18 protein-coding genes are annotated in these 23,473 nt (G+C 41.4%); 7 read left to right on the plus strand and 11 right to left on the minus strand.

The features are described 5' to 3' along the window. The first annotated feature begins 284 nt into the window (after positions 1-284). The 5 genes from AC6I5B_RS15710 to AC6I5B_RS15730 all read left to right on the plus strand — a co-directional run bounded on the left by AC6I5B_RS15710 (position 285) and on the right by AC6I5B_RS15730 (position 5,954). Positions 285-1,709, plus strand: coding sequence for a phospholipase D family protein (locus tag AC6I5B_RS15710; RefSeq protein ID WP_117787077.1), 1,425 nt, complete (start codon positions 285-287; stop codon positions 1,707-1,709). Between the two features lie 191 nt (positions 1,710-1,900). Beyond that, positions 1,901-2,302 carry an RrF2 family transcriptional regulator gene (locus tag AC6I5B_RS15715; RefSeq protein WP_022251000.1) on the plus strand — a complete coding sequence of 134 codons (402 nt, stop codon included), beginning with the start codon at positions 1,901-1,903 and terminating at the stop codon, positions 2,300-2,302. Between the two features lie 84 nt (positions 2,303-2,386). Further along, positions 2,387-4,270, plus strand: coding sequence for an anaerobic carbon-monoxide dehydrogenase catalytic subunit (gene cooS / locus AC6I5B_RS15720; RefSeq protein WP_004613474.1), 1,884 nt, complete (start codon positions 2,387-2,389; stop codon positions 4,268-4,270). Positions 4,271-4,281: 11 nt separating this feature from the next. Beyond that, positions 4,282-4,734, plus strand: a complete 453-nt coding sequence (locus AC6I5B_RS15725; protein ID WP_022250998.1) for a 4Fe-4S dicluster domain-containing protein — start codon at positions 4,282-4,284, stop codon at positions 4,732-4,734. Further along, the gene (locus tag AC6I5B_RS15730) at positions 4,731-5,954 is read left to right on the plus strand and encodes an NAD(P)/FAD-dependent oxidoreductase (protein WP_004613472.1); all 1,224 of its coding nucleotides are present in this window, start codon (positions 4,731-4,733) and stop codon (positions 5,952-5,954) included. Before AC6I5B_RS15725 ends, AC6I5B_RS15730 begins: the two co-directional genes overlap by 4 nt. Before the next feature lie 47 nt (positions 5,955-6,001). Here AC6I5B_RS15730 and AC6I5B_RS15735 read toward each other — a convergent pair whose 3' ends face one another. After that, positions 6,002-11,395, minus strand: a complete 5,394-nt coding sequence (locus AC6I5B_RS15735; protein ID WP_497773445.1) for a glycosyl hydrolase family 95 catalytic domain-containing protein — start codon at positions 11,393-11,395, stop codon at positions 6,002-6,004. Between the two features lie 213 nt (positions 11,396-11,608). On the opposite strand from AC6I5B_RS15735, the gene AC6I5B_RS15740 reads away from it, so the two are divergent. Next, positions 11,609-12,169 carry a CatA-like O-acetyltransferase gene (locus tag AC6I5B_RS15740; protein WP_497773446.1) on the plus strand — a complete coding sequence of 187 codons (561 nt, stop codon included), beginning with the start codon at positions 11,609-11,611 and terminating at the stop codon, positions 12,167-12,169. A gap of 41 nt (positions 12,170-12,210) precedes the next feature. Here AC6I5B_RS15740 and AC6I5B_RS15745 read toward each other — a convergent pair whose 3' ends face one another. From AC6I5B_RS15745 to AC6I5B_RS15790, 10 genes are all read right to left on the minus strand, one after another. Then, positions 12,211-12,390 (minus strand): DUF6472 family protein, encoded by a 180-nt coding sequence (locus AC6I5B_RS15745; RefSeq protein WP_022250995.1) that lies wholly within the window; start codon positions 12,388-12,390, stop codon positions 12,211-12,213. Beyond that, the gene (locus AC6I5B_RS15750; RefSeq protein ID WP_071144488.1) at positions 12,371-12,925 is read right to left on the minus strand and encodes a phosphatase PAP2 family protein; all 555 of its coding nucleotides are present in this window, start codon (positions 12,923-12,925) and stop codon (positions 12,371-12,373) included. The genes AC6I5B_RS15745 and AC6I5B_RS15750 overlap by 20 nt, the downstream gene beginning before the upstream one ends. A 17-nt stretch (positions 12,926-12,942) precedes the next feature. Further along, complete coding sequence (locus tag AC6I5B_RS15755) at positions 12,943-13,806, minus strand: magnesium transporter CorA family protein (protein WP_044987548.1); 864 nt, start codon at positions 13,804-13,806, stop codon at positions 12,943-12,945. 100 nt (positions 13,807-13,906) lie between these two features. Beyond that, entirely contained in the window at positions 13,907-19,144 is a 5,238-nt protein-coding gene (locus tag AC6I5B_RS15760) for a glycoside hydrolase family 84 protein (protein ID WP_004613466.1), read from the minus strand. Positions 19,145-19,367: 223 nt separating this feature from the next. Then, entirely contained in the window at positions 19,368-20,033 is a 666-nt protein-coding gene (locus AC6I5B_RS15765; RefSeq protein ID WP_004613465.1) for an NUDIX hydrolase, read from the minus strand. After that, positions 20,017-21,441 carry a hypothetical protein gene (locus AC6I5B_RS15770; protein WP_022250991.1) on the minus strand — a complete coding sequence of 475 codons (1,425 nt, stop codon included), beginning with the start codon at positions 21,439-21,441 and terminating at the stop codon, positions 20,017-20,019. The genes AC6I5B_RS15765 and AC6I5B_RS15770 overlap by 17 nt, the downstream gene beginning before the upstream one ends. A 53-nt stretch (positions 21,442-21,494) precedes the next feature. Then, positions 21,495-21,746 carry a sporulation transcriptional regulator SpoIIID gene (gene spoIIID, locus AC6I5B_RS15775; RefSeq protein WP_022250990.1) on the minus strand — a complete coding sequence of 84 codons (252 nt, stop codon included), beginning with the start codon at positions 21,744-21,746 and terminating at the stop codon, positions 21,495-21,497. A 144-nt stretch (positions 21,747-21,890) separates the two neighbouring features. Continuing rightward, positions 21,891-22,016: a hypothetical protein gene (locus tag AC6I5B_RS15780; protein WP_270608203.1), complete on the minus strand. Its 126-nt coding sequence runs from the start codon at positions 22,014-22,016 to the stop codon at positions 21,891-21,893. A gap of 77 nt (positions 22,017-22,093) precedes the next feature. Beyond that, positions 22,094-22,294, minus strand: coding sequence for an ATP-binding protein (locus AC6I5B_RS15785; RefSeq protein WP_235837174.1), 201 nt, complete (start codon positions 22,292-22,294; stop codon positions 22,094-22,096). Beyond that, on the minus strand, positions 22,249-22,518 hold the full coding sequence (locus AC6I5B_RS15790) for an AlbA family DNA-binding domain-containing protein (RefSeq protein WP_004613460.1): 270 nt from the start codon (positions 22,516-22,518) through the stop codon (positions 22,249-22,251). The genes AC6I5B_RS15785 and AC6I5B_RS15790 overlap by 46 nt, the downstream gene beginning before the upstream one ends. Before the next feature lie 462 nt (positions 22,519-22,980). Here AC6I5B_RS15790 and AC6I5B_RS15795 point away from each other — a divergent pair, with 462 nt between their 5' ends. Continuing rightward, positions 22,981-23,328, plus strand: a complete 348-nt coding sequence (locus AC6I5B_RS15795) for a hypothetical protein (RefSeq protein ID WP_412364163.1) — start codon at positions 22,981-22,983, stop codon at positions 23,326-23,328. Positions 23,329-23,473 lie beyond the last annotated feature (145 nt).

Consider the following 23,473-nt stretch of genomic DNA (forward strand, 5'->3'; position numbering starts at 1 on the left):
TCTTATGAAGATACTTTGGAGTTTTACATGTATTTATGCAACAAAAAAGCATTAACCTACAAAAACATCCAAAATAACGTTCATGTAAGGTTAATGCCTGCCGTACAGTTACACACCCAATATGCCTACATTATAAGTTCTTCATCGGGAAATGTCAATTTATTTTTTCTCACTGTTCCCACTCTGCCCTATAAAAGTTAGCTCGCTTTCTAAAAATTTAATATTTCAAATCCAACACAAAAGGTATATTTCGATTTATACTAGCATACAGGAGGGATTTTATTATGGAAAAGAAACACTTATTTTCACTCAGAAGCTTACCAATCGGAAAGATTTTACTTCTCTTTTTGCTAATTTATATTGCGCTGCTTGCCATTCCATATATTCAACACAAGAATGTCTCTGTATCTTATCAGAAAAAGTTCGCAAAACAGTCATTTTACAGTGATACTGCCGGTACGGAACGGGTTGCATATATCAATGACAACACAGATGCCTTATTGTACCGATTACATATGCTTGACGAGGCAAAAGACGAAATCATCCTCTCTACTTTTGATTTTAATGCGGACAAATCAGGGCAGGATATGATGGCATCTCTGCTGCACGCTGCTGACCGTGGCGTCTCGGTTCGCATTCTCGTTGACGGGATCAGCGGATTTTTAGATGTAAAACGAAATTCCTGGTTTCAGGCACTTGCCTCGCACGAAAACGTATCCATTCGCATTTACAATCCTATAAATCTTTTAAAACCTTGGAACTTACAGGCAAGGATGCATGACAAATACGTCATTGTCGACCAGAAAATGTATCTGCTCGGCGGAAGAAATACGACAAATTTATTTCTCGGCGACTACTCCAGGTCCAAAAATATTGATCGTGAATTATTTGTCTATGAGACGGCAGAAAACGACTCTTCCTCCATTCGCCAGCTCACTGACTATTTTGAATCTGTCTGGGCTCTTTCTGACAGCAAAGAATATACATGCAAAAAAATGACCAAAAAGATTCAAAGCTGTAAAGCAAAACTAGAAAATCGGTACACTTCTCTAAAAGAAAAATATCCGGACGCTTACAGTACATGGGACTATGAAGCACTCACACTGCAGACAAATAAAGTATCTTTGCTCTCCAATCCAATCAAGTCCGAAAACAAAGAGCCGTGGATGTGGTATTCTCTTCATCAGCTCATGATGCAAGGCGAACAGGTGCGTATCTACACTCCTTATATTATTTGCGGAAAAGAAATGTATCAGGATCTGACAGAACTTCACGAAAAGAACATTCCGGTGGAGATCATCACAAATGATGTGGCAAGCGGTGCAAATCCTTGGGGATGCACAGATTATCTGAACCAGAAAAAAAACATCTGGGAAACCGGCGCCCGCGTCTATGAATTTATGGGAGCTCATTCCTGTCACACAAAAGCTGTTTTGATTGATGACCGCATGAGCATTGTCGGCTCTTATAATATGGATATGCGAAGCACCTATCAGGACACCGAACTGATGCTTGCAGTGGACTGCCCGGAGTTAAATTCCATCATCCAAACTGAAATGGAACGCGACAAAACATACAGCAAAACAATGGGAAATGACGGAGAATATGATTACGGTGAAAACTATCACTCCAAAGATTTGAGTTTTGGAAAAAAGATCTTCTATGCCATACTGCGTGTGATAACCATTCCACTTCGAAGATTCTTGTAACACACAATGGTTTGTTTTGTTAATGTTGTATAATTTTATTTGTTAAAACATAGACAAATGCCTCCTGTTTTTGTCTATATTACCGTTTTTTTACAAGTAGTCTCTATATACTTGACCATTTTTATCCAGTATTATATAGTAAATACAACCCGAACAGGATTGGGCGAAATGACTCAGGAGGTATGTATTTTATGCTGTTTACAAAAGAATGTGATTATGCGATCCGAATTATGAGAGCGCTCTCAGACGGAGAACTTGTCAGTGTCTCCAATATCTGTGCAGCAGAGCAGCTTCCTTCTGCAATGACATACAAAATTACCAGAAAACTGGAAAAACAGGGTCTTTTAAAAAGTTGCCGCGGCACAAATGGCGGATATTGTCTGAACCGGACATTATCTGAGATTTCTCTCTATGACATCTGTGCCGCCGTAGACCCTGACATTCTGCTTTTAGAGTGTATGAAAGACGGCTATCACTGTTCTATGAACAATCAGCAAAAACCATGTCTGGTACATCGGGAATTCTGCCGCCTGCAATCCATGCTTTTGCAGGAGATGCGTCAGAAATCTTTATCTGAATTATTTTTCGGATAATTTGTATACTCGAAAAATGTGCCAGGCATATTTTTCAGGCCTAATCTTTACTATTTTAGTCAAGTTTAAAAGGAGGATTTTATCATGAATCAATGTTATGGATGTACAACTTGCAAAAGCGCCGATAAACCTTTAGAAGGATTTATCCGTTCGCTCCCAGTGGAAACTTCTCATCACCGTGTGGAGGGTCAGAGTACCAAATGTGGCTTTGGTCTTCAAGGTGTCTGTTGCCGTCTCTGCTCTAACGGGCCTTGCCGTATCACTCCGGAGGCTCCAAGAGGTATCTGCGGCGCCAACGCAGACACGATCGTCACCCGAAACTTTTTAAGAGCAGTCGCTTCCGGCAGCGGATGTTATATACATATTGTTGAAAATACCGCATTGAATTTGAAAAAAACAGCTCAGATCCGCGGTGAATTAAAAGGATTGAAATCTTTGGATCATCTTGCTGAATTATTCGGTATCACAGATGAGGATATCTATGTGAAAGCTGAGAAAGTCGCCGACTCCGTTCTTGCTGATTTATATAAGCCTGAATATGTATCCGCTGAATTGATTGAAAAAATCGCATATGCTCCGCGCATCAAGCGCTGGAAAGAACTCGGTATCATGCCAGGCGGTGCAAAAGCAGAAGTTTTCAAAGGTGTGGTTAAATGTTCCACAAACTTAAACTCTGACCCTGTCGATATGCTCACTGACTGTCTAAAACTTGGAATTTCAACAGGCGTATACGGACTGACACTGACCAACCTTCTCAATGACGTACTTCTTGGTCAGCCAGAACTTCGTCTTGCTCCGGTCGGACTTCGTGTCATTGATCCGGATTACATCAATATCATGATCACCGGACATCAGCATACGATTTTTGTCGATCTGCAGGAAAAACTCATCTCCGAAGAGGCAAAAAAGAAAGCTTTGGCAGCCGGCGCAAAAGGGTTCAAGTTGGTTGGATGTACCTGTGTGGGACAGGATCTACAACTCCGTGGCGCTCATTATACAGAAGTATTCGACGGACATGCCGGTAATAACTACACAAGCGAAGCAATTCTCGCAACCGGAGCAATTGATGCAGTTTTGTCCGAATTCAACTGTACACTTCCGGGTATCGAGCCAATCTGTGACGAGCTGAAGATCAAACAGATTTGTCTGGATGATGTAGCGAAAAAAGCAAATGCAGAACTGATGCCATTTGAATTTGAACACCGCGCAGAACAAAGTGATCTCATCATCGATAAAATTGTGGAAGCTTACAAAGAAAGACGAGGATGCGTTCCGCTCAATCTGATGGAAGAGCATGGAAATGACCATACGTTAACCGGTGTAAGCGAAGGCTCCTTAAAATCCTTCCTCGGTGGGAAATGGACTCCTCTCATTGAACTGCTCGCAGCAGGTGAGATTAAGGGAATTGCCGGTGTCGTAGGCTGCTCAAACTTAACAGCCGGCGGACACGATGTCTTAAGCGTGGAACTTACAAAAGAATTGATTTCGCGCGATATTCTTGTTCTGACAGCCGGATGTTCTTCAGGAGGAATCGAAAACTGTGGCCTGATGACACCGGAGGCTGCCGAATTAGCCGGACCTCGCCTGCGTGCAGTCTGTCAGAAACTGAATATTCCGCCTGTTTTGAATTTTGGTCCTTGCCTTGCAATCGGACGTCTTGAAATTGTTGCGACAGAGATTGCCGCAGAACTTGGTGTTGACCTTCCTCAGCTCCCGCTCGTTCTGTCTGCCGCTCAATGGCTGGAAGAGCAGGCACTGGCTGACGGATGTTTCGGATTGGCTCTCGGTCTTCCGCTTCACCTTGGACTTCCTCCATTTGTAACCGGAAGCAAGACTGCCGTGAAGGTTCTGACAGAGGATATGAAAGAACTGACCGGCGGACAGGTGATTATCAACGATGACGCAAAAGCCTCTGCCGATATTTTGGAACAGATCATTTTAGAAAAACGTCAGGGCTTACAGATATAGGAGGTGCTGCTATGAGAAGAATTATGATCAATGCCTCTCTCTGTGACGGCTGTAAAAACTGCACCGTCGCCTGTATGCAGGCACACAGGGATACCCCTGGAACCGTCTATGACTTAGACCTTACGGATATTCACAATGAATCTCGCAATCACATTGAAAAAATGCCGGACGGCAGTTACCGCCCGATTTTCTGCAGACACTGTGATCTACCGGAGTGTGTCATGTCCTGCATGAGCGGCGCCCTCTCCAAAGATCCGGAAACGGGAATTGTCTCTTACGACGAAAAAAAATGCGGCTCTTGCTTTATGTGTGTCATGAACTGTCCTTACGGCGTTTTAAAAGCAGACACCGCAACCCATACAAAAGTCGTCAAATGTGATTTTTGTATGAAGGACGATGCAAAGCCAAACTGCGTGAAATCCTGTCCAAAGAAAGCAATCTATGTTGAGGAGGTGTCTTTATGATTCATGTAATTATCGGAGTCGGCGCTGCCGGTATCACCGCCGCAAAAACAATCCGTGAAAATGACCCGGATGCTGCTATCACAATGATTTCAACGGATGAGCATGTACATTCCCGCTGTATGCTCCACCGCTATCTGAGTCATGAGCGTAATGAGGATACGTTGTCCTTTGTAGAGCCGGACTTTTTTGAGACTTATCGGATTCAATGGAGAAACGGTGTCTCTGTCCGCACCATCGACACCGCAGAACAGGTCGTTGTTCTCAATGATAACACCTGCTGTTCCTATGACCGTCTGCTGATTGCAACCGGAGCAAACAGCTTTATTCCTCCGGTCGGACAGTTTCGGGAAGCTAATAATGTCTTTGGCCTTCGTCACCTGTCTGATGCGCAGGCAATCCGGTCTCTTGCTGATCAGGCGAACCGTATCCTTGTAGTTGGTTCCGGATTGGTCGGCATGGACGCTGCATACGCATTTTTAGAGCGGGGGAAAGATGTAACCGTTGTAGAGATGGCAGACCGCATTCTTCCGATCCAGCTGAATGAGACCGCCGGCAATGCGTACAGAACTTTATTCGAATCACATGGCTGCAAATTTCTTCTCGGCAAAAAAGCATCAGAGACACATATGAACGAAGCCGGCGCAATTGATTTTGTTCTCCTTGATGATGGAACGAAAATTGACTGCGACCTGGTGATCGTTGCAGCCGGTGTCCGCCCTGCCGTGGAATGTGCCCTTGATACTCCAATTCATGTAGACCGCTTTATTCAGGTTTCTGATACCATGGAAACAAACTGCCCGAATATTTATGCGGCAGGAGATGTAACCGGTCTTTCCGGAATCTGGCCAAATGCAATGAAGCAGGGACAGATTGCTGCGCTCAATATGTGCGGAATACAGGCGGAATACACAGACCGCTACGCCATGAAAAACACAATGAACTTCTACGGGCTCGTCACACTCTCCCTCGGTCGCGGTGTTGCCGAGGAAGGCGATATCGTGCTTGAGGAGGAAGATGCTCACAATTACAGACGTGCCATCATCAGAGATGGAAAGCTTGACAGCATCTTACTACAGGGAAAAATTGACTATTCCGGTATTTATCAGTATTTAATCAAAAATCAGATTGATTTATCCGGAAAAGAACAAGATATTTTCCATCTTTCCTTTGCCGATTTTTATGGAGTCAAAGAAAATGGAGCGTATTGCTATCAGATATAACGTATAATGAAAGCGGCTGTGAGTTTGCCTCATAGCCGCTTTACATATTATGATTCTATTTTTCGTCTTTTTCTCATCACATACAACAATACTGCTACTCCCACAATTCCTGCGACTGGAACAGCAATGGCTGTAGTGTCTCCCGTTTTTACACTCTCCTTTTTGTGAGATGTATCAGAAGTTCCCTGTTGTTCGGAATCTCCCGAAGTGCCCGGATTCGGATCCTTTTTATCTTCTTCTCCGCTCTCTTTATCCTTGTATGTAAATTCAAATTTGTTCAGCTTTTCTAAGATTTCAGATACCTCATTCGGTGTTGCATTTGGATTGTCCAATACATTTTTCGCCTGTTCTCTAAGTCCTGTAAACTCTTTCCATGACTCATCCGTCGCCTGACCTTGTGTCATATCTTTAATCTTATCATACTTTTCTTGAAGTGCAGTCTTATCCGCACGCAGTCCGCTGATTCGCTGTTTCAAAATGGCCGTCTTTTCATTTACCTCATCCTGTGTATATGTGCCATTTAACAATACCTCTGCTTCTCTGATACCCTGCTGCAGTGCCTCAAAACTTTCTTTTGTGTATCCCTCCGAAGAAATTGCTTTCGCTGTCTTAATGACCTCTTTCAGTTCCGATATATCTACCGTCACTTTCTGGAGATTTTCCCTTGCCGCTTCTACTTCCGCTGCTTTATCGTTCATCTCAGATGTACAGGTCTCTTCATCTGGTTTTTTCAAAAGTTCTGTTGCACTTTTTACAACTTCTTGAAGCGCAGTCCAGCTTTCTGTTGTATACTCTTTTTCATTCAGACCCTCACAAAGCTTCAATTCTTCTTCAAGCTTGCATCTATCCACCATTTCTTTCTTTTCTTTCCGAATCGTCAGTGCGCCAACCTCAACCCAGCCTCTTTTATCCTGTGCCTGTGTGCTTTTTCCCACTCGCTCAAACTGAATCGTATACGAGCCTTCTGCAAATTCCTCCTGCATCAGCTCTGTTCCTTCCACTCGGTTTTGCGCATATGTATCAATCTCTTCCTGATAAATTTGTTTTCCGGATTGATCCTGAAGCGTCACCCGAATGACTCCGTGGTCATCTCCTTTTACAGTCGGAACCTGTATGAAATGTCCGGTAAATTCATACGTCAACGGTCCCGCATTGTCATCTGCTGTCGCCTTGAATTTACCTGCCTGAATCCATTTATCAGAGCCTTGCAGCTCTCCTGAAGGAACCTGTATCTCTTCAAATCCTCCCTGTTCCAAATTATCTAATGCTTTTTGCAGTTTCTGCGCTGTCTGATCGACTGTAGGCTGCTTTGCACTCTCATCAGCCAAAACTTCTTTTGCTTCCGCAAGCACTTTCTTTAACTGGTACAACGACTCATTTGTATACTCGCCTTTCAGCGCTTCTTCTGCCCGTGCAATCAATGTCTCCAGCGCCGATTTATCTGTCTCCCCAAAGCCAAGACGGTCATATCTATTTGATAAAAATTCGGTTCTGGAATCCATCAAATCCTGTGATGCTTTCAACATTTCTTTTCCATCTGAAATGCTTTCTTCAAATGCATCTTTTAGTTCCTGCGGTGCATTTACATAATAGTCTGATGTACGGTCTGCTTCCTCTGCCAATCCAATCATGCTCTCCAATTCTGCTGCGTCACCAGCTTTATCTGCCGGAACACCTGCACAAAGTGGTGTCACCTCATACAGAGATGGTTCGCCTAAGAATCCTGCTTTCAGTATCACTTTTACAGAATCCGTATTGATCTCCGGAAATTCCGCTAAGTAATATGCATGATACCCTTCGCTGTTTCCATCTACATCTCCCACCTTGTCATTGATATCCCCCATCTTTGTACCTTCGTACACTGTCTGGTAGGTTCCATCCACAAGCGCTTGAATTTCAAATGCACCAATCGCATTATTTCTTGACACAAAGAGGTCAAATTTCATCTGGCTGAGTAGCTCTGCTTTTGCAAATGTCAATGTGAGCTCCATCGGTTTGGAAGTATCTACACCTTTTGATGCCCATCTTGTCGCCGGATTTCCGTCAATCATCTTCTCTTTTGCATAAGTATCTCCCCAATGGTTTTCATGGGATACTACCAAATCTTTAACGGAAATACCTTCTGTCATATATTTCTTTGTATATACCGGACTGACTCTCTGCTCTTTATAGAACAATGCTGCTCTGACAACAGTGTCCTCCTGATTACTCAACTGAAGTGGTTTCTCGTAGTTTTCTGATGTCTTTCTCGGAACACTTCCATCTGTTGTATAGCGGATCTCATAATTTTTAGCATTCTCACTCTTACTCAAAGTAAGCGTCCGGTCCTCCCCAATGATTCCGGAATCTTTACTAAATGAAATCACCCGGTTCTCCATCTGTTTTTCTAATTGTGCCGCGGTATCAGTAAGCTGACTTTCTGCCTTCTGATAGTATTCCATATCCCCTGTGTTTTCCAGCAACGTATTGCGCAATTCTCTCAACTGATTGTAAATAGTATCAATCTCATTGTAGGCAAGCCCTTCCTGATCAGTCAGATAATATACGTTCTCTGCTTCTTGCAGATATGTGCGGTATAATTGATCCATCTGTTTTGCTTTTGTCAGAATACTTCCCAGTTCTTTTGAAGAACGGTCAATCGCCGACTGCAGTTCTTCTTTAATCTTGATCAGATCCGGATGGAGTTGTTTTAAAAATGCTGTTGCCTTCTCTTTCAATTCCTCCACATTCGTCTCAGACATATCAATTGTATACGTCTTTCCTGCTTTCGCTTCAAAAGAAATACGACCTGTTTCTTCTTCTTTTGTCACTTCAATTTCTTTTCCATCAGCATATACTTTTGCAGAAGTGATATCCTCATAAGATCCTGTAAATGTACTGCTTTCTTTGTCTCCGTCATAGCATACCGTAAATGTCTCCGCCACGCCGTTTGCCCACTTTTCTCCAATTGTAAAGTTGCCTCTTGCTTTCAGTCCCTGTACGCTTCCTTCTTCCCATGCGCTTGGAATTGCCGGAAGAAACTGTGTATATCCGGACTGTGACTGTACAAGCATCTCTGCCACACCGGATGTCAGGCCAAAGTTACCGTCAATCTGCCATACCGGAGTTCCATTCATCATAGTGTCTCCACCGCCGGAACCATGAGAATCAAATAGATTGTACTGAAGCCCGGAAGAATTTCCTCCAATCAGATGATTCAAAAGTGTATATGCTTTCTCTCCATTCTCTGTCCTTGCCCAAAGGTTAATCTTATTTGCCTTTGACCAGCCGGTAGAGTATTCTCCACGCTCTGTTAAAGACTGGATTGCCGCATTCATATACTCTTCATTGTCTTTGTTGATCAATGTTCCCGGGAACAGACCTACCAAATGAGATGCATGTCTTTGTTCTCCCAGATGTCCGATATTCCATCCGCTGTTTGGAACTTCGATTTCTGCAAGATCTCCTGCCTGTGCATAAGACTGGTTATGACCGTTCTTCTGTCCGACACGTGTCTCCTCATACCACTCCTTGATTCCATTTGTATCATTGATCTCAATCGGATCCAGTTTTTGCATCTTTTCTTCCCATGATTTCAAAAGTGCTTCGTCTTCTCCGACAATTTTTCCTGCCTTGATACATTCATTGTACAACTCCCACACAAGCGACTGGTCATAAGTTGTTCCAACTGCTGTCGGTCCCTGTTCCTCTGAAAAACTTGGTGCAACTACAAGTCTGTTCTGGCCGTTATATGGCGAGTTCTCATCGTTAATTTTCTGATACTCCGATGTCCAGAGATATGAATCCCAAAACAGAGCTGCCTCTTTCATAATCGGATAAATCGTATTCTTCAGATATGCCTCATCCTGTGTAAACTCATAATGCCACCAAAGATTTTGGATTGCCCATGCAGCCCCTGTCGGATTCCATCCGTATTCCTGTGCATTTGTCGGCGCTGTCATACCAAACGGATTGTTCTCTGTATGTACGGTAAATCCGGTATGATTTTTCACTGCTCCTTCAATTCCGTGCACTCTCTCCGCAGTCAGGCGTCCCGGCTCTCTTAACTTATCCATATAATCTACAAACGTTGTCCCACATTCTGCAAGATTCGTTGCATAAACCGGCCAGTAATTCATTTGTACATTCACATTGAAATGGTAGTCTCCTGTCCACGCAGAGTTGCCAACTGTCCACAATCCAACTAAATTACTTGGAAGTGTTCCTCTTGAACCTGCGATTGTCAGATAACGTCCATATTGAAATGCCAGCACTTCCAGATAATGCGAATAATTTCCATTTCGATATTCATCCACAAGCTGGTTCGTCGGTACTGATGTGCGCTGTTCTCCCAAATCCAGACTTACTCTGTCAAATAATCCCTGATGGTCTGCGATATGTGTTTCCTTCAACTCATCATAGGATTTCTTCGTTCCATTGTTCACACGGTCAGCGACTACTTTTTTCAAATCTTTGTTCTTATCCCGATATGTCGGATAATCATTCTTATAATCCGTCTCTGCCGCCATCACGATCATCACGCAATCTGCATCCTGAATCTGATAGACTTGATTCTTTTCATCTGCGCTCAGTTTTCCACCTGTCAGAACGAGCTTCATCGTTGTGCAAAACTTCAGATCATTGTCCTTTACCTTTCCTTCGATCGTACATGTCTGATTCTTTTCATCAAAAGTGGTCTTCCCTTCTAAACCACTATTATTAAGCTCCATTTTTACATTCAAATCAAGTTTTCCTTTTTCAGATGCAGAAAGCTCTGTCACCATCACCTGATCCGGATTACTCACAAAATGTTCCCGCTTATATGTCACGTCTTTGCAAGAAAACTCTGTCGCCGCAATTCCGGTCTGAATATCCAGCTCTCTGCGGTAGCCCTTTACATTGTTATCATTGATTCCCATCTTGGAAAAATCAAGCCAGATATCTCCGAAATCCTGATAACTTCCTTTGTTCAGATTATTCTCTCCCGGGAACTTAATCTTTGCCCCCATTCCGTAACCGCCAAGACTTTTGTCATCGTTGAATACATTTGTAGATTTGTCATCTAAAAGCTTTCGATACTCCTCAATCTCCGTATCGGTATACGCTGTTGCCTTATTCCCGAACTGATAATTTGGACGACTTGATGAAGGTCCACCTGTCCAAAGCGTCTTTTCATTAAAATGAATCCTTTCCTTTGCAATCCCTCCAAAAATCAGATTTCCCAGATTTCCATTGCCCAAAGGCAGGGACTGCTGCATCCACTCGCCGCCATTTGTTTCTGCTGTGTCGATCTTAGCCGGCGAAGTATACCATAATTTCAATTCTTGATTGATCGACTTTTCCGCGGATACCGGCAATGCCTGTTCCGACTCTTTTGCAAGCACATTCTGTACAGTTCCGGTCGGCATGACCAACACTGCGCACATCCCTGCAAGAAACTGTTTGATTCCTTTTTTCACCATAACCTCTCCTTCATCTTAGCTTCTTTTTTCTATTCTTTCCTCTTTCGATGATACTACCGCTATTATACATTGTCAACTTTGACAATAAATTTATTTATCGAACATTCTTTTTTGTTGTTTTATAATATAATAAATATTTTCAGGAGGAGTTGTTATGAAATATATTGACAAATCAATTTGGTCACGAGCAGAATTATTTGACTTTTTTCTACTGTGGATCATCCATTTTACAGTACAACTTTCCGTGTGGATGTCACGCAGCTTCACAAATACACCAAAAGCCATGGTATTTCTTTCTATTATGCACTGACCTACCTGGTTACAAAAGCGATAAATCAAGTGGAAAATTTCCGCTATACAATCCATGATGGAAAAGTTGCACTTTTAGAAGAGCGGATTCCAAGTTTTACAGACATAAAAAAAGACAGTGAACAGTTCTATATTGTCACTGTCCGCTGCCAGGATTCCATGGAAAAATTCTGCCGTATTGCAAAAGAAAAAAGTCATACACAGACGACGTTTATTGACCAGACCGAAGAAGGCGACGAGCTGATCTATATGTCCTGTCTTCCGTGGCTTGACCTTACCGGATGTACCCATGAACGTAATCTGGATATCGATGATATGATTCCAAGAATCACCTGGGGAAAGATCATGACCCAAAACGGTCGTGAGACACTCGGAATGTCCGTGGAAGTCAATCACCGCATAATCGACGGCGTTCATATTGGCAGATTCTATGAAGGTCTTCAAAAAATGATTGATGAATTATAAGTCTCAGAATGTGTCAGGCTGTGTCACTGCACACAGCCTTTTTACATCTGTTTTCTCACAATCTGATATTCGTCTCCGAACTGATAGTACGGGCAATCCCGAAATTCTCCCCGAACAAACCGATACATCTCATCTTCATCCAGATTTTTCATACATACATAGTAATCATATTCTTCATCATACTCGTAATTCATACAACTCTCACAGTTCGTCTGAGCCATTTTTCTTCCTCCTTCCAATTCGTTCTTGCAATGTGATAACAAGATAATAACCCGCCGCTCCGGCTCCAAGCCCGACAAGCACTCCGCCTAAAATATCTGTCGGATAGTGCACATACAGATACATTCGTGAAAATGCAATCAAAACAGCAAGCACAAGCGAGACCTTCCAAAGCTTTTTCTTCCCCGCAAAATAAAGCGCCGCAACCGCCGCAAAAGATGCAGCCGTATGTCCTGACGGAAACGAAAAATCTTTTGGCGCTGTAATCAAAAGCTGCACTGCCTCATTGACATCAAACGGTCTCGTTCTGGCAAACAGATTTTTTAAAATTCCATTGCACACAATGACATCAATGCATAATGCCGCTGCCACGATCAATCCGCTCTTTCTCGTTTTCGGGATCAAAAGCAGAATGACCGCCAACACGACCCAAAAAATTCCCGCATCTCCAAGGTGCGTGATCCCAAGCATCATTTTATCAACTATTGGACTATGTAACGTCTGTAGCCAGTCTAAAAATTGTATTTCTATTCCCATCTTTTTCTCCTTATTTTCTAAAACCATTTTTTCTTTTTAAAGAACCATATCTCAATCAACACAATCAGCAGACAGATGCCGCAAATAACCACATATCCATACCGCAATGAAAGCTCCGGCATATGGACAAAATTCATACCATACCATCCTGCAATGAGTGTCAGTGGCATAAATATGGTTGTCACGATCGTGAGAAATTTCATAATCTCATTCTGTCTGATATCCACCTGTGTCTGATGCATCTCCCGAAGCTGCATGGAGTACTCCTTCAATTCCTGGACAGTCGAATAAAACCGTCCCGCCCTTTCACATAACAAAGAAAATAATAACTCTTCTTTCTCAGCCCCCTGCTCGGCCGCATTCTGCTTTAGCGTCTCTCCCATATCGGATAATTGTTCATAATAGGAACTCAGCACAGAAAGTTCTTTTCTGATAGCCAGAATCGTGCGGTTAAAATCTTCCAGATTGTTATTTAACAGTTCATCCTCGAGATCCTCCAAATTATCTTCATATCCTTGCAAAAAAATCATATCATCTTCCAGCAGATATTCCATAAATTTGAACAGAAACTGCAACGGAGATGCCGCATCTATATTCGGATAGTCCTTCATCTCTCTCAGCATCGGTTCTATCTTTGTCTCGTACTCAATAAAAATAAATCGGTTCGGTAATACACAGTATCCAAATGCTGTTTTTTCTCCTCGTAAATGTTCTTTTTGCGGAATTGCAAACGTCCCCTCCACTGCCTGACTCCAATTTTCCGCCTTGCAGAAACGAATGTAATGCAGTTTGCTTGACTCAAAACTTCTATGAAATAATTCCTCGTATCTTTCCGCAAACTTTTCAACTGACAAAATCTCCATATCCCACTTTTGGTCCATATCTACACACTCCTGTCTTCTGTCAATGCTTTGCCCTATTCTAACATACATTTCAGCATCTGAAAAGGGAGAGCATACCGCTCTCCCTCGTTAGAATTCACTATTTTACTCTTTTCTTTTTGCTGATCAATATTCCGCCCACTGCGACAACACTTGCAAGCAACCATGCCATTGGCAGACTACTTTCTGTTGTGTCACCTGTGTGAACTTCATGCTTGTCATCCGAATCTGGTTTCTGATCCTGCTGTGGTTTATCTGGTTTTGGTTGTTCTGGCTTAGCAGCATCTTTCTCCACAAGATTTGCTTCCGCTGTCTCAAATGCATTTCTCAGTTTCAGATATTCTTCCTGTGAAACATTGTCAAGACGATCTAATACTCCACAAAGTTTCTGATATGCATCTTTATATACCTTGTAAGATTCCTCTGTGTATTTTGAGGCATCTTTCAACTCAATACCATTGATATAAGCTTTCACTTCCTCACCATTTGCTCTTGTCACAAGCGCTTTGATCGCTGCATCTAATTTGTCAACAGCCGCTTTTACAGACTCCTCTGTACTGTCTGTTCTGTCAAATTCTGCTTTTGCAGCGTTAAGTGCTTCTGTCAATGCCTGATAGCTGTCTTTTGTATAAAGCTGTGCATCTAAACCTTCCGCTGTTTTAATCAATCCAGACAACACTTCTTTTGATACAGGTGCTACCGGTACAAAAGTCAATCCCTCTTTTGCATCTTTCAACGCTTTCAATGCATCTTTAAATTCTGATGGGTGTACCGGTGTTGTCTTGTTCTTTTCAATCAGCTGTTCCACTGCTTCTTTTGCCGCAACAAAATTATTCCAAGACTCTTCTGTATAGATAGATTTATCTGTTGCATTGATAAAGTCATTTTCTGCCTGCACTGCGAGCATACATTCTTCCATTGCAGACGGATTGTATACAAGCGCTGATTTTGCCGCCTCTAAATCTGCAAGTAATTTTTCTACATCTGCTACTGATGTATTATCCGCATTTTCCATTGCTGTTTCAATCGCACTTACTGCGTTGCTGTATACACGCCATGTTCTTGCTGTGTAGTTCTCAGAATCTTTCAGCGCCTTGTCCAATGCTGCCTGCAATTTTGACATATCGCCTTTCAACTCTTTGTCTGCCACTGCATTTTTAATTGCAAGTACTGCGCTGTCAACGCTTCCTTTGCTTGCATGTTCGCTGTCATATACTTTCTGACCTGCTGCAATTGCCGCATCATATGCCTGCTTACTGTCTGTTGTCCAAGAAGAAGTATCTTCTTTGTTGTCTAACAGCTTTTTCAGTTCTGCTTTGTCCACATTCACAGTATCTGTTTTTGCAAATACTAATTCTGTGATAGATGGTGTCACATTTTTCCACTCTAATTTCACATCTAAGAGAACGGTATCTTTTTCTAATACGAACTCATTTACTGTCTGTGCAAGCGTTCCAAGTGTAATCCATTTATCCGGATTTTTCAATGTACGGGCTTTTACAGTCGCATTGGAAATTGCGTCTGCTCCCTGAATGATCTTAATCACATTGACATTGTTATTGTCAGAAACTGTATAGTTCAATGTTCCTGTTTCTTTTGCCGGAACAAATGCTGTAGACAGATCAGCATCTACCATGTATGCATATTTTCCGTTTCTTGTATCCAGACAGTCACTTTCAAATGTCGGGTCGTTCACTGTCGGCATATACTCACCGCCATTGATCTCAAATTCCTGGAATCTCACCCATTTATCTGAACCTACTTTTGTTCTTGTAATCTCAAACTTGATAAAACGAGCTTTCTGGTTGATATTTTCTTCCAATTTTGCATTGTAGGAAGTCTCATGTAACGGAAGTACATCATTGATATTATCTTCGTTTGAAGCTTCGCCTTCATTTTCTTTATCCTGATTACCGATTGTCATCACATCTGTCCACTTTTGACCATCTGTTGATACTGAAATCTTTGCGTGACGTGGGAAATCAATCTCACTGTCTCTACATACTACTTTCAATGTCTTCAGGTCAATTGTCTGTCCCAGATCATAGACAAATTTTGCGCCCTGATTCTGGCTTCCCTGATAGATAACCTGTGTCGTGCGGTCTCCGTCAAACAGGTTTGTCGCCGGATTGCTTGCCGCCTCACCGATTGCAAACGTTGTCTGATCAGCTACAAGTGATTTTTCATAAATCTCAAATGTCTTCAATGACAGCTTCTGAATATCGAATGTTTTCTTCGCATCTGTCTTGTTGATGAGACGTACATAACGTGCATCTACATTCTTTCCAGCTGCATACTCAGTCCATTCGTATCCGTTTTTCGATACTTCTAATGTAATACCGTCTGCATCTTTTAACTGCTTCTCAATCGTTGTAATCTCATGTACACGATCTAATTTCAGACCAATATATTGATCTTTCTCCAACGCAATGTCATTTTGTGGAGCCAGCTCTGCTGAATCTGCAAATACGTTTGCCCCAAAATCTTTATATGCATCTACGTTTGTATATGCTTTCGCATTGTAAAATACTTTTGCATCTACATCAAATTCTCTGAAAGCAATCCAGCTCTCCTGATTTTCCTGATTTTCCAGACGAACATACTGTGCCTCGATGTTTTTGTCCGAAAGATCTACCTGAATATGTCTTGTATTTTTAAACGGCTCTACACCCGGAATATCCTTCCAGTCTGTTCCATTTACTGAATACTGCAATTTTACATTCTTGAAGTAATCACCATCATTGTCATTCTTACCCTGTAAAATATCAATTTTACCTAACGTGATTGGCTGTGATAATTTCACTCCGACATAGTCACCTTTGATTGTAGTATTTGCCGGATTTCCATTCTGTCTTACATTATACCAGATTGATGTCTGTGTATTTTCGTCAATCAAGTTACTTTCTTCTCCTTGATATGGAGCCCATCCGTCCTGTGTACGGATGACTTCTTTCGTAAACTCAACTCCTGTCTCCGGTGTTGTGGATACTTTGAATTCTCTCATAGATGGCCATTTATTGCCTGAGCCTTTTTGTGTACATTCATAACGTACTGCCACAACATTCTCAATCTCGATACCGGATACATCTACACGCTCTGCATATGGACCGTATTCTTTATCTGTTAAGTCTTTCCATGTGTCTTCTCCGGATACTTTGTATTTTACTTTTGCCTTTCCAAATGTATCCTGAGCTTTTCCGCTTTGATTTGCACCATTTAAAATATGGACACCGTAAACTGTACTTGGTTTACTGAAATTTACCTGGTAGTACTGTCCTGCCGCTTCTTCGCCATTGTGCCATGCATGTGTATTTTCATCGCCATCGATAATATTGTTAATATTTCCGGAATACCATGTATCAAAGCTTGACTCTGCTGTGATCACCAGCGGATTTTCTCCCTCACCGGATACATAATCATTGATTGGGCCGGATAGTTTCTTTTCTAATTTTTCTGCTAATGGAATCAAGTGTGTAGAACCTGGTGATACTACCTGTGGGTTTCCATTGATCATTGGCTTTGTAAATGTCTTTGATGTCTTAAAGCTTGAGCTTCCTGCTGTGTAGCTGTTAAACGCTGCATACATATCATCATTTTCAATTGCAATCTGCGCTTCTACAAATGAGCGGATTGATTTACATAATTCTTTCAGTGAATTTGTAAATGGCAGTAACTCCGCTTTGAGCGCTTCATTTTTGCTTTTTGCATGAAAACCATCACAAGCGTCGATGATGACATCCATTTCCTGCATCAATCTTGCTCCAACTTCTTTTACAGATTCATTGTTGTCCAGTTTTGTCTTAAATTCGTTCAACAACGGCTGTAATTCTTCTGATTCCGGCAACACCAAACCGTGTCCGTTTGGCTGTGGATTCGACATATGTTTTGCCAGTGTGTGTAATTCTTCTGTCGCATCTGCTTCAATGTATTTGAAAGAATCCTCCCAGCTCTTATCTACCTCGAATCCTTTTACATTCCATGCATAATCTGCAACTGCAAAAATCGCAACCTTAGAAGCCTCTGACTCCTGCATTGGGTTTGTCACTGCTCCGTAAATATCATTTACATTGATATCTGTGTGAAGCTGCACACCTTTTCCCATCAGCATACGTCCATGATTGATATCATTTACAGGCCAGTTTAACCAGAATAACGGTGCACGACGTTCTGTCTTGCCCTCCGGTAAATTATGCCTTCTAAAGTGATCCAGTGTCTTCTGCTCGATTGGCTGACACACTGCTTCACCTGTCCAAAAAATACGAACATCTTCCGGGAAACCTTCATCTAATTCATTTAATTCAGAATAATTTCCCTGCCATGAATGGTTGTAGCCTTGCGGACAAAATACGAGATCATATACATCGCCTTTTTCATCTGCCCATTTCTGCAAGTCATTCATAACTCTAATTACAACTTTTCTAGGAAGATTTCCTGCATCATCTCCCAGCACACCAAATTGACGCACTCCGACATTGTACAACTGATTAAATTTATCTTTAATCTTTTGGATATCTGCGTCATATGTTGCCTCTGTGATACCACCGTTCATAAATGGATGGATTGTCCATACAAAACGACATTTTGATGCATTTCCGACTTCTGTCATCTCTTTGATTTCTTCCAATTTATCTGCCGGGTATGGCTCACGCCATTTTGCAGAATGATATGGGTCATCCTTCGGCGCAAAGATATAAGAAGTCATCTTGAAGTCTCCACCAAATCTCATCAAAGACATGCGGTCTTCATTAGACCATGGAATTCCATAATAGCCTTCGATAAATCCACGAATATTTACATCTGCATAATCTCTCATCTCGAAATTGCGGATTGTAGACCCGTCCATCTGATTAAAGATATGTTTTAATGATGTAATTCCGTAGAATGCTGCATCTGTATCCACACCTAAAATGACGATCTCATCATTGTTGGATGCCAGAAAATAAGAACCATAATGCTCAAACAAGCTTGCATCTACGTTGTAGTTCTCCTTCACATAGTTGTCTACATAACCTTTTGAATTGTAGGTACCAACTAAAATGTTTGTCTTACCTTCTGCTTTTTCTGCTGTCACAGTGATATTCTTGTCTTTCGCTTCCAGAACTTCATTCATTCTGTTCTGTGTAGCTTCATCAATTTTCTCTTCAAAAACTACATTCACTTCCGGGCGAATAACATATTCTCCCTCTTGGTAGGACATGTCATGTGGATTCGGATAAATCTCGTATTCCACCTGAGTGTTGTCCTGTGCATAAACCTTTGGAATTGCCGGCGTTCCCATTGTTAAAACCATTGCAATCGCCAGTAATCCTGTCAACATTTGTTTTGCAATCTTTTTCATTCCTCTTTCATCCTTTCCTGAATCTGTCCTGTTAAAAAAGAAAAGACCAAGGACATTCTAAATAGTCCCCCACTTTACAGGAGCTATCTAAAACTCTTTCCCTGGTCTCGCCTAATCTAATAGTAACAATCCATATAATCGTTATTATCATATGATATTCTCTACAAGATTGCAAGTTTTTTTGTCAATATTTTCCAAAAGTAAATTTTTACATAGTCACAGTTCACACATTTGGATTCTTTGCACAATACAAGCTATATGCCGACAGTGTAAAACCATCCGTAATCTTTCCCTCCGCAATCCATTTCCGTAATTCTTCTGCTGAAAGAAACACCACATCCTCAATTCCTTCGTAGGCATACCGCCTCTGAACACCTTCCACCTGACACGCAAATACCGCCACTTTATTCGCTAAAAGTCCACTGTCTGCGACAACCTCTCCCAAATATTCACATTTGATAACCGTCGCACCGATTTCTTCGTGCACTTCCTTTTTGACATTTTCGTACGGTGAGAGTTCCTTTTCTCCAAATCCACGTGGAAAACTATACTGACTCGTTCGAATCGCGTGCCGATATTGCCGCAGGAGCACAAACAATCCGTTTTGAATCGTCACCGCCACTGCTGCTCCACTTGGCACAACCGGCAGTATTCTTTCATATGTATATAACTTTCCATCTGGATTCCGAATCAGATCCACAAGCAGATAATGGTATTCACTGCTATACATCACACCTACTTTTTGCCCGGTCTCTCTCACAAATGTATCTACCGTCTCTTTATCCGTCACAATCGGAATCTGCGTTGACTCTGCAAACAACTCCGGACGTTCCTTCCGCAATTTTTCATATGTGTTCCATTCTATTCCATCACTATATTTTTCTTTCATTGTTTCTCTCCTTATCTGGATTCTGATAGGAAATGCCGCTCTTTGCCATTCCGATTCGATACAAATCTTTCATCCCCACACCAATACTTCGTACACTTTCTAAAATATCCGGCAGTTGAAACACATTTGCAACAACAGAGCCTACTATTCCGAACATAATGGTAGAGCAAACCATCGACCACAGCATACGCATCCACTCATTTCCTGTCACATCAAAAAACAATCCCATCACCTGGTCTTCCACAAATCCCATAAAGTAATCTACTCCACAGAAAATCACAATGTACAAAAGCGCTGTACGCAGTCTTGCAAACATCTGATATGCAATCCGCAGGTTCCATCTCCTCTTCTCCTTCTCGCAATCTTCTTCATAGCGTTTTCCTATGCACTCTTTGGTCTGTAAACCCCTGTCACGCTTTCGCTCCTCCTCTACTACACGAACGGCTGTGTCCCATGGAGGAAGCTCTATCTCCTCAGACTGTTGTCCTCTCTCTTTACATTCCTTCCAATATAACATGAGTCTTTGGGTCAAATCCTTCTCAAAGGTGTCTCCTTCCTTCTCGTAATGCTTCGACACCTGATAAATACTTTCTTCTACTGTATAGTTATAGCAAAGATCGACCACTGCCTTTGCAAGCAGCTGCTGTGACTCAAGTGCTGTTTTTTCCTCTGATACAAGTTTTTTTATCCAATTCGTCCTATTGTTCATCAATTTTTTTGTTCTATCTTCACGGTACAATTCTTTTTTTGTTCGCTCCAGAATCTCTATCGCTTTCGGCAATCCTTCTTCCAATTCCCTGCCAGACTCCCCTGAAAACAAAGACTTAGGCTTTCGAAGTATCTCCACAATTTCTTCATAAAACTGCATAAAATTTCTCTTTTCTCCGGTATTTGCCGGCTGCCCTGAAATTTTCTCCAGACTCATCATCAGAATCATTCGCACAAATCGAATTACATACTCAAGATCTTTCTTCTTCTCTTCCTCTTTTTCATTCTCCATTAACTCTTCCAAAACAGTTGTATCACTATACTGAAGCGCATGCTTCATCTTCTCAAGTAAATCTTTCTCTGCACAGCGCACAGGCAGACCCGAAAACAAAAACTCTTCCTTGCTCGAATCGTTGCATTTGTCAATTGCGTTCTGTATATATTGCGACGGAGTTCTGACATCTCCATATCTTGAAATTTTAATTGCCCCAAGCGCAAACAACTGCACCATCTGTTCGTATGCTTTTTCATCTCTAATCGCACACAAAAAAGCTTCTGAGTCCGTCAATTGGTTAAACGAAAGCACAACCGTATTCCCCTTTTTGACAATCTCCTCAAAAAGTGCCTGCTGACCTCTTTGGATCTCTTTCTTCGAATTTCGCACTGAATCCAATTCAAATAAATATACAAAACGCCTCATCTTTTGTTCCCCCTGTGTTCTAAACCGCATTTTCTCTTACTATTCGTATTCTTCTAATGCTGATGCAAATACTTTTCTCTTGTTGCCATACCTCCCCTGATATGTCTTTCTGACTTATTTTGATCTAAGATCTTTCGTGCCTGATTGGCAAGCCCTGGATTAATCTGCAAAAGCCGTTCCGTTACATCTTTATGTATGGTACTCTTACTTACTCCAAATTTTTTTGCGGTCTGCCGCACTGTCGCCTGGTTCTCAATAATATAATATGCGATTTCTACTGCTCGCTCCTCGATATAATCTTTCATATACTTCCCCTGCAATTACTGTTGTTACAGTGTATGCAAAGGATTCTTTTGGTATGTCTTGATATTTCAGCCTTCCGGCTCCGATTGATAATTTTCCCTTATGCCTCTATATTCAAAACTTTCACCCACTTTGTATCTTTCCGATTATAGTTCATCGGCTTTCTTATATCGCTTTCCTTTTGTTGCCCCATCATCTACAAGCTTTTCATCAGTAATCAATGCTCGCAGCAATTCTTTCGTTCTTGTTTCTCTCACTCCTAACACATTCATTAAATCACTTGCTTTGTACCATACATCAGGCTGCATAAAGGTAAGAATTTTTTCATATTGTTCTTGTCTTTTTTTCGTCACTTTTTTATAAAAGAAAGCGTCAAAATCGTTCTGTCCGGATCAAATCTTTCTTCAATCTCTGGCTCTACAAATCCTTCTTCATTCCATACATTGAAAATATTCGGTACTCCACTTCCGGCACGTTCACCTATATTAATCAAGTTAAACATTTTCATGAGAGATTTATTTCGTGGATCAGATTCTCCGCCCAAACGCATCTGTTTTTTACCGGTTCGGACATAGCCTGAATTTGCAAAAGTAATTTTATCCGTCTCTTTCCTGATTCTTTAATCCCTAAAATAATGACACCGCCATAACAGTTTGCAAAAGAAGAATATGTGTCCCATAATGAAACCGGTAATCCTCCATTCGCTTTCTTCACTTCTCTTCTGTTATCTTCTCTATATTTATCGAACCGTGAAATATCAAATTCTTTTCTCACAATAAATCACCATCCTATTTAAAAATGTAACCATGACTTTCATATCAGTATCTGTACCTAATTTTACCTTGTTTTTTCCAACAGCACAAGTGGACTTCTAGTCCAAAATCTCTCGTTTTTCGCCATAGTAATTTTCTTCCAAAATATTCTCGGCCGCCTCCTGCATCGCCCGCTCCACCTTTTTTCATTCACTTCCATAAAAACCTTCAATATGTAATCGGCGGTAGTTTCTACCGTATTCGGATTATGAAACCGATAGTTTATTTTTTTTCTTGCCACGATAAACAAACTACCTCCCTTCCTGCACTCTTTGTCCATGTTTATGAATTCTTCTGAATAAATAGTCCTATAGATTCAGCTCTTCTCTTTTAAATCCAAATATAACCCTATTTTCCAATAATCTATGACAGTACTACAATTAAATGATATACTAATTTTAACTTATAATTTTGGAGGTATATTATGTCTAACATTCAGATAACAGAAAATGAATCGGGGAAATATTCTCCCGAATGGTTTTATACCGAATCTCAGACTCCCGAATGGATTGCATTTGCTCACAAGGCTGATGAACTACGAGAAAATTTTATAAATCTCTTTGGAATAGAACGCTTAAAATCTCTTTCCGGAAGGAATTTGTTAACTTCTTTATTCTATAACGACGAAGGAAATAAAACCAACCTCTGCTATATGCTTGAAATGGACAAAGATATTCGTGAAGTATTCGGAGGTATTTCTGGTGGATCTGCATATAAATTTGGACTCTTTTATCATAAAAAAATCAGAGTTGGACTTGCGGATCACCATTAAGACCTATACATCTTACTGAAGAAGAAGCAATACAAAAAGCAGAAGAAATCCGTAATGACCTGATAGAAGGTGCGGAAATAATCTCTTCTTTTGGCCCTTTAAATTCTGAAGAAGATTATGAACAGCTTTACAAGCAACTGGGACA

Source organism: Faecalimonas nexilis, from assembly GCF_059731825.1.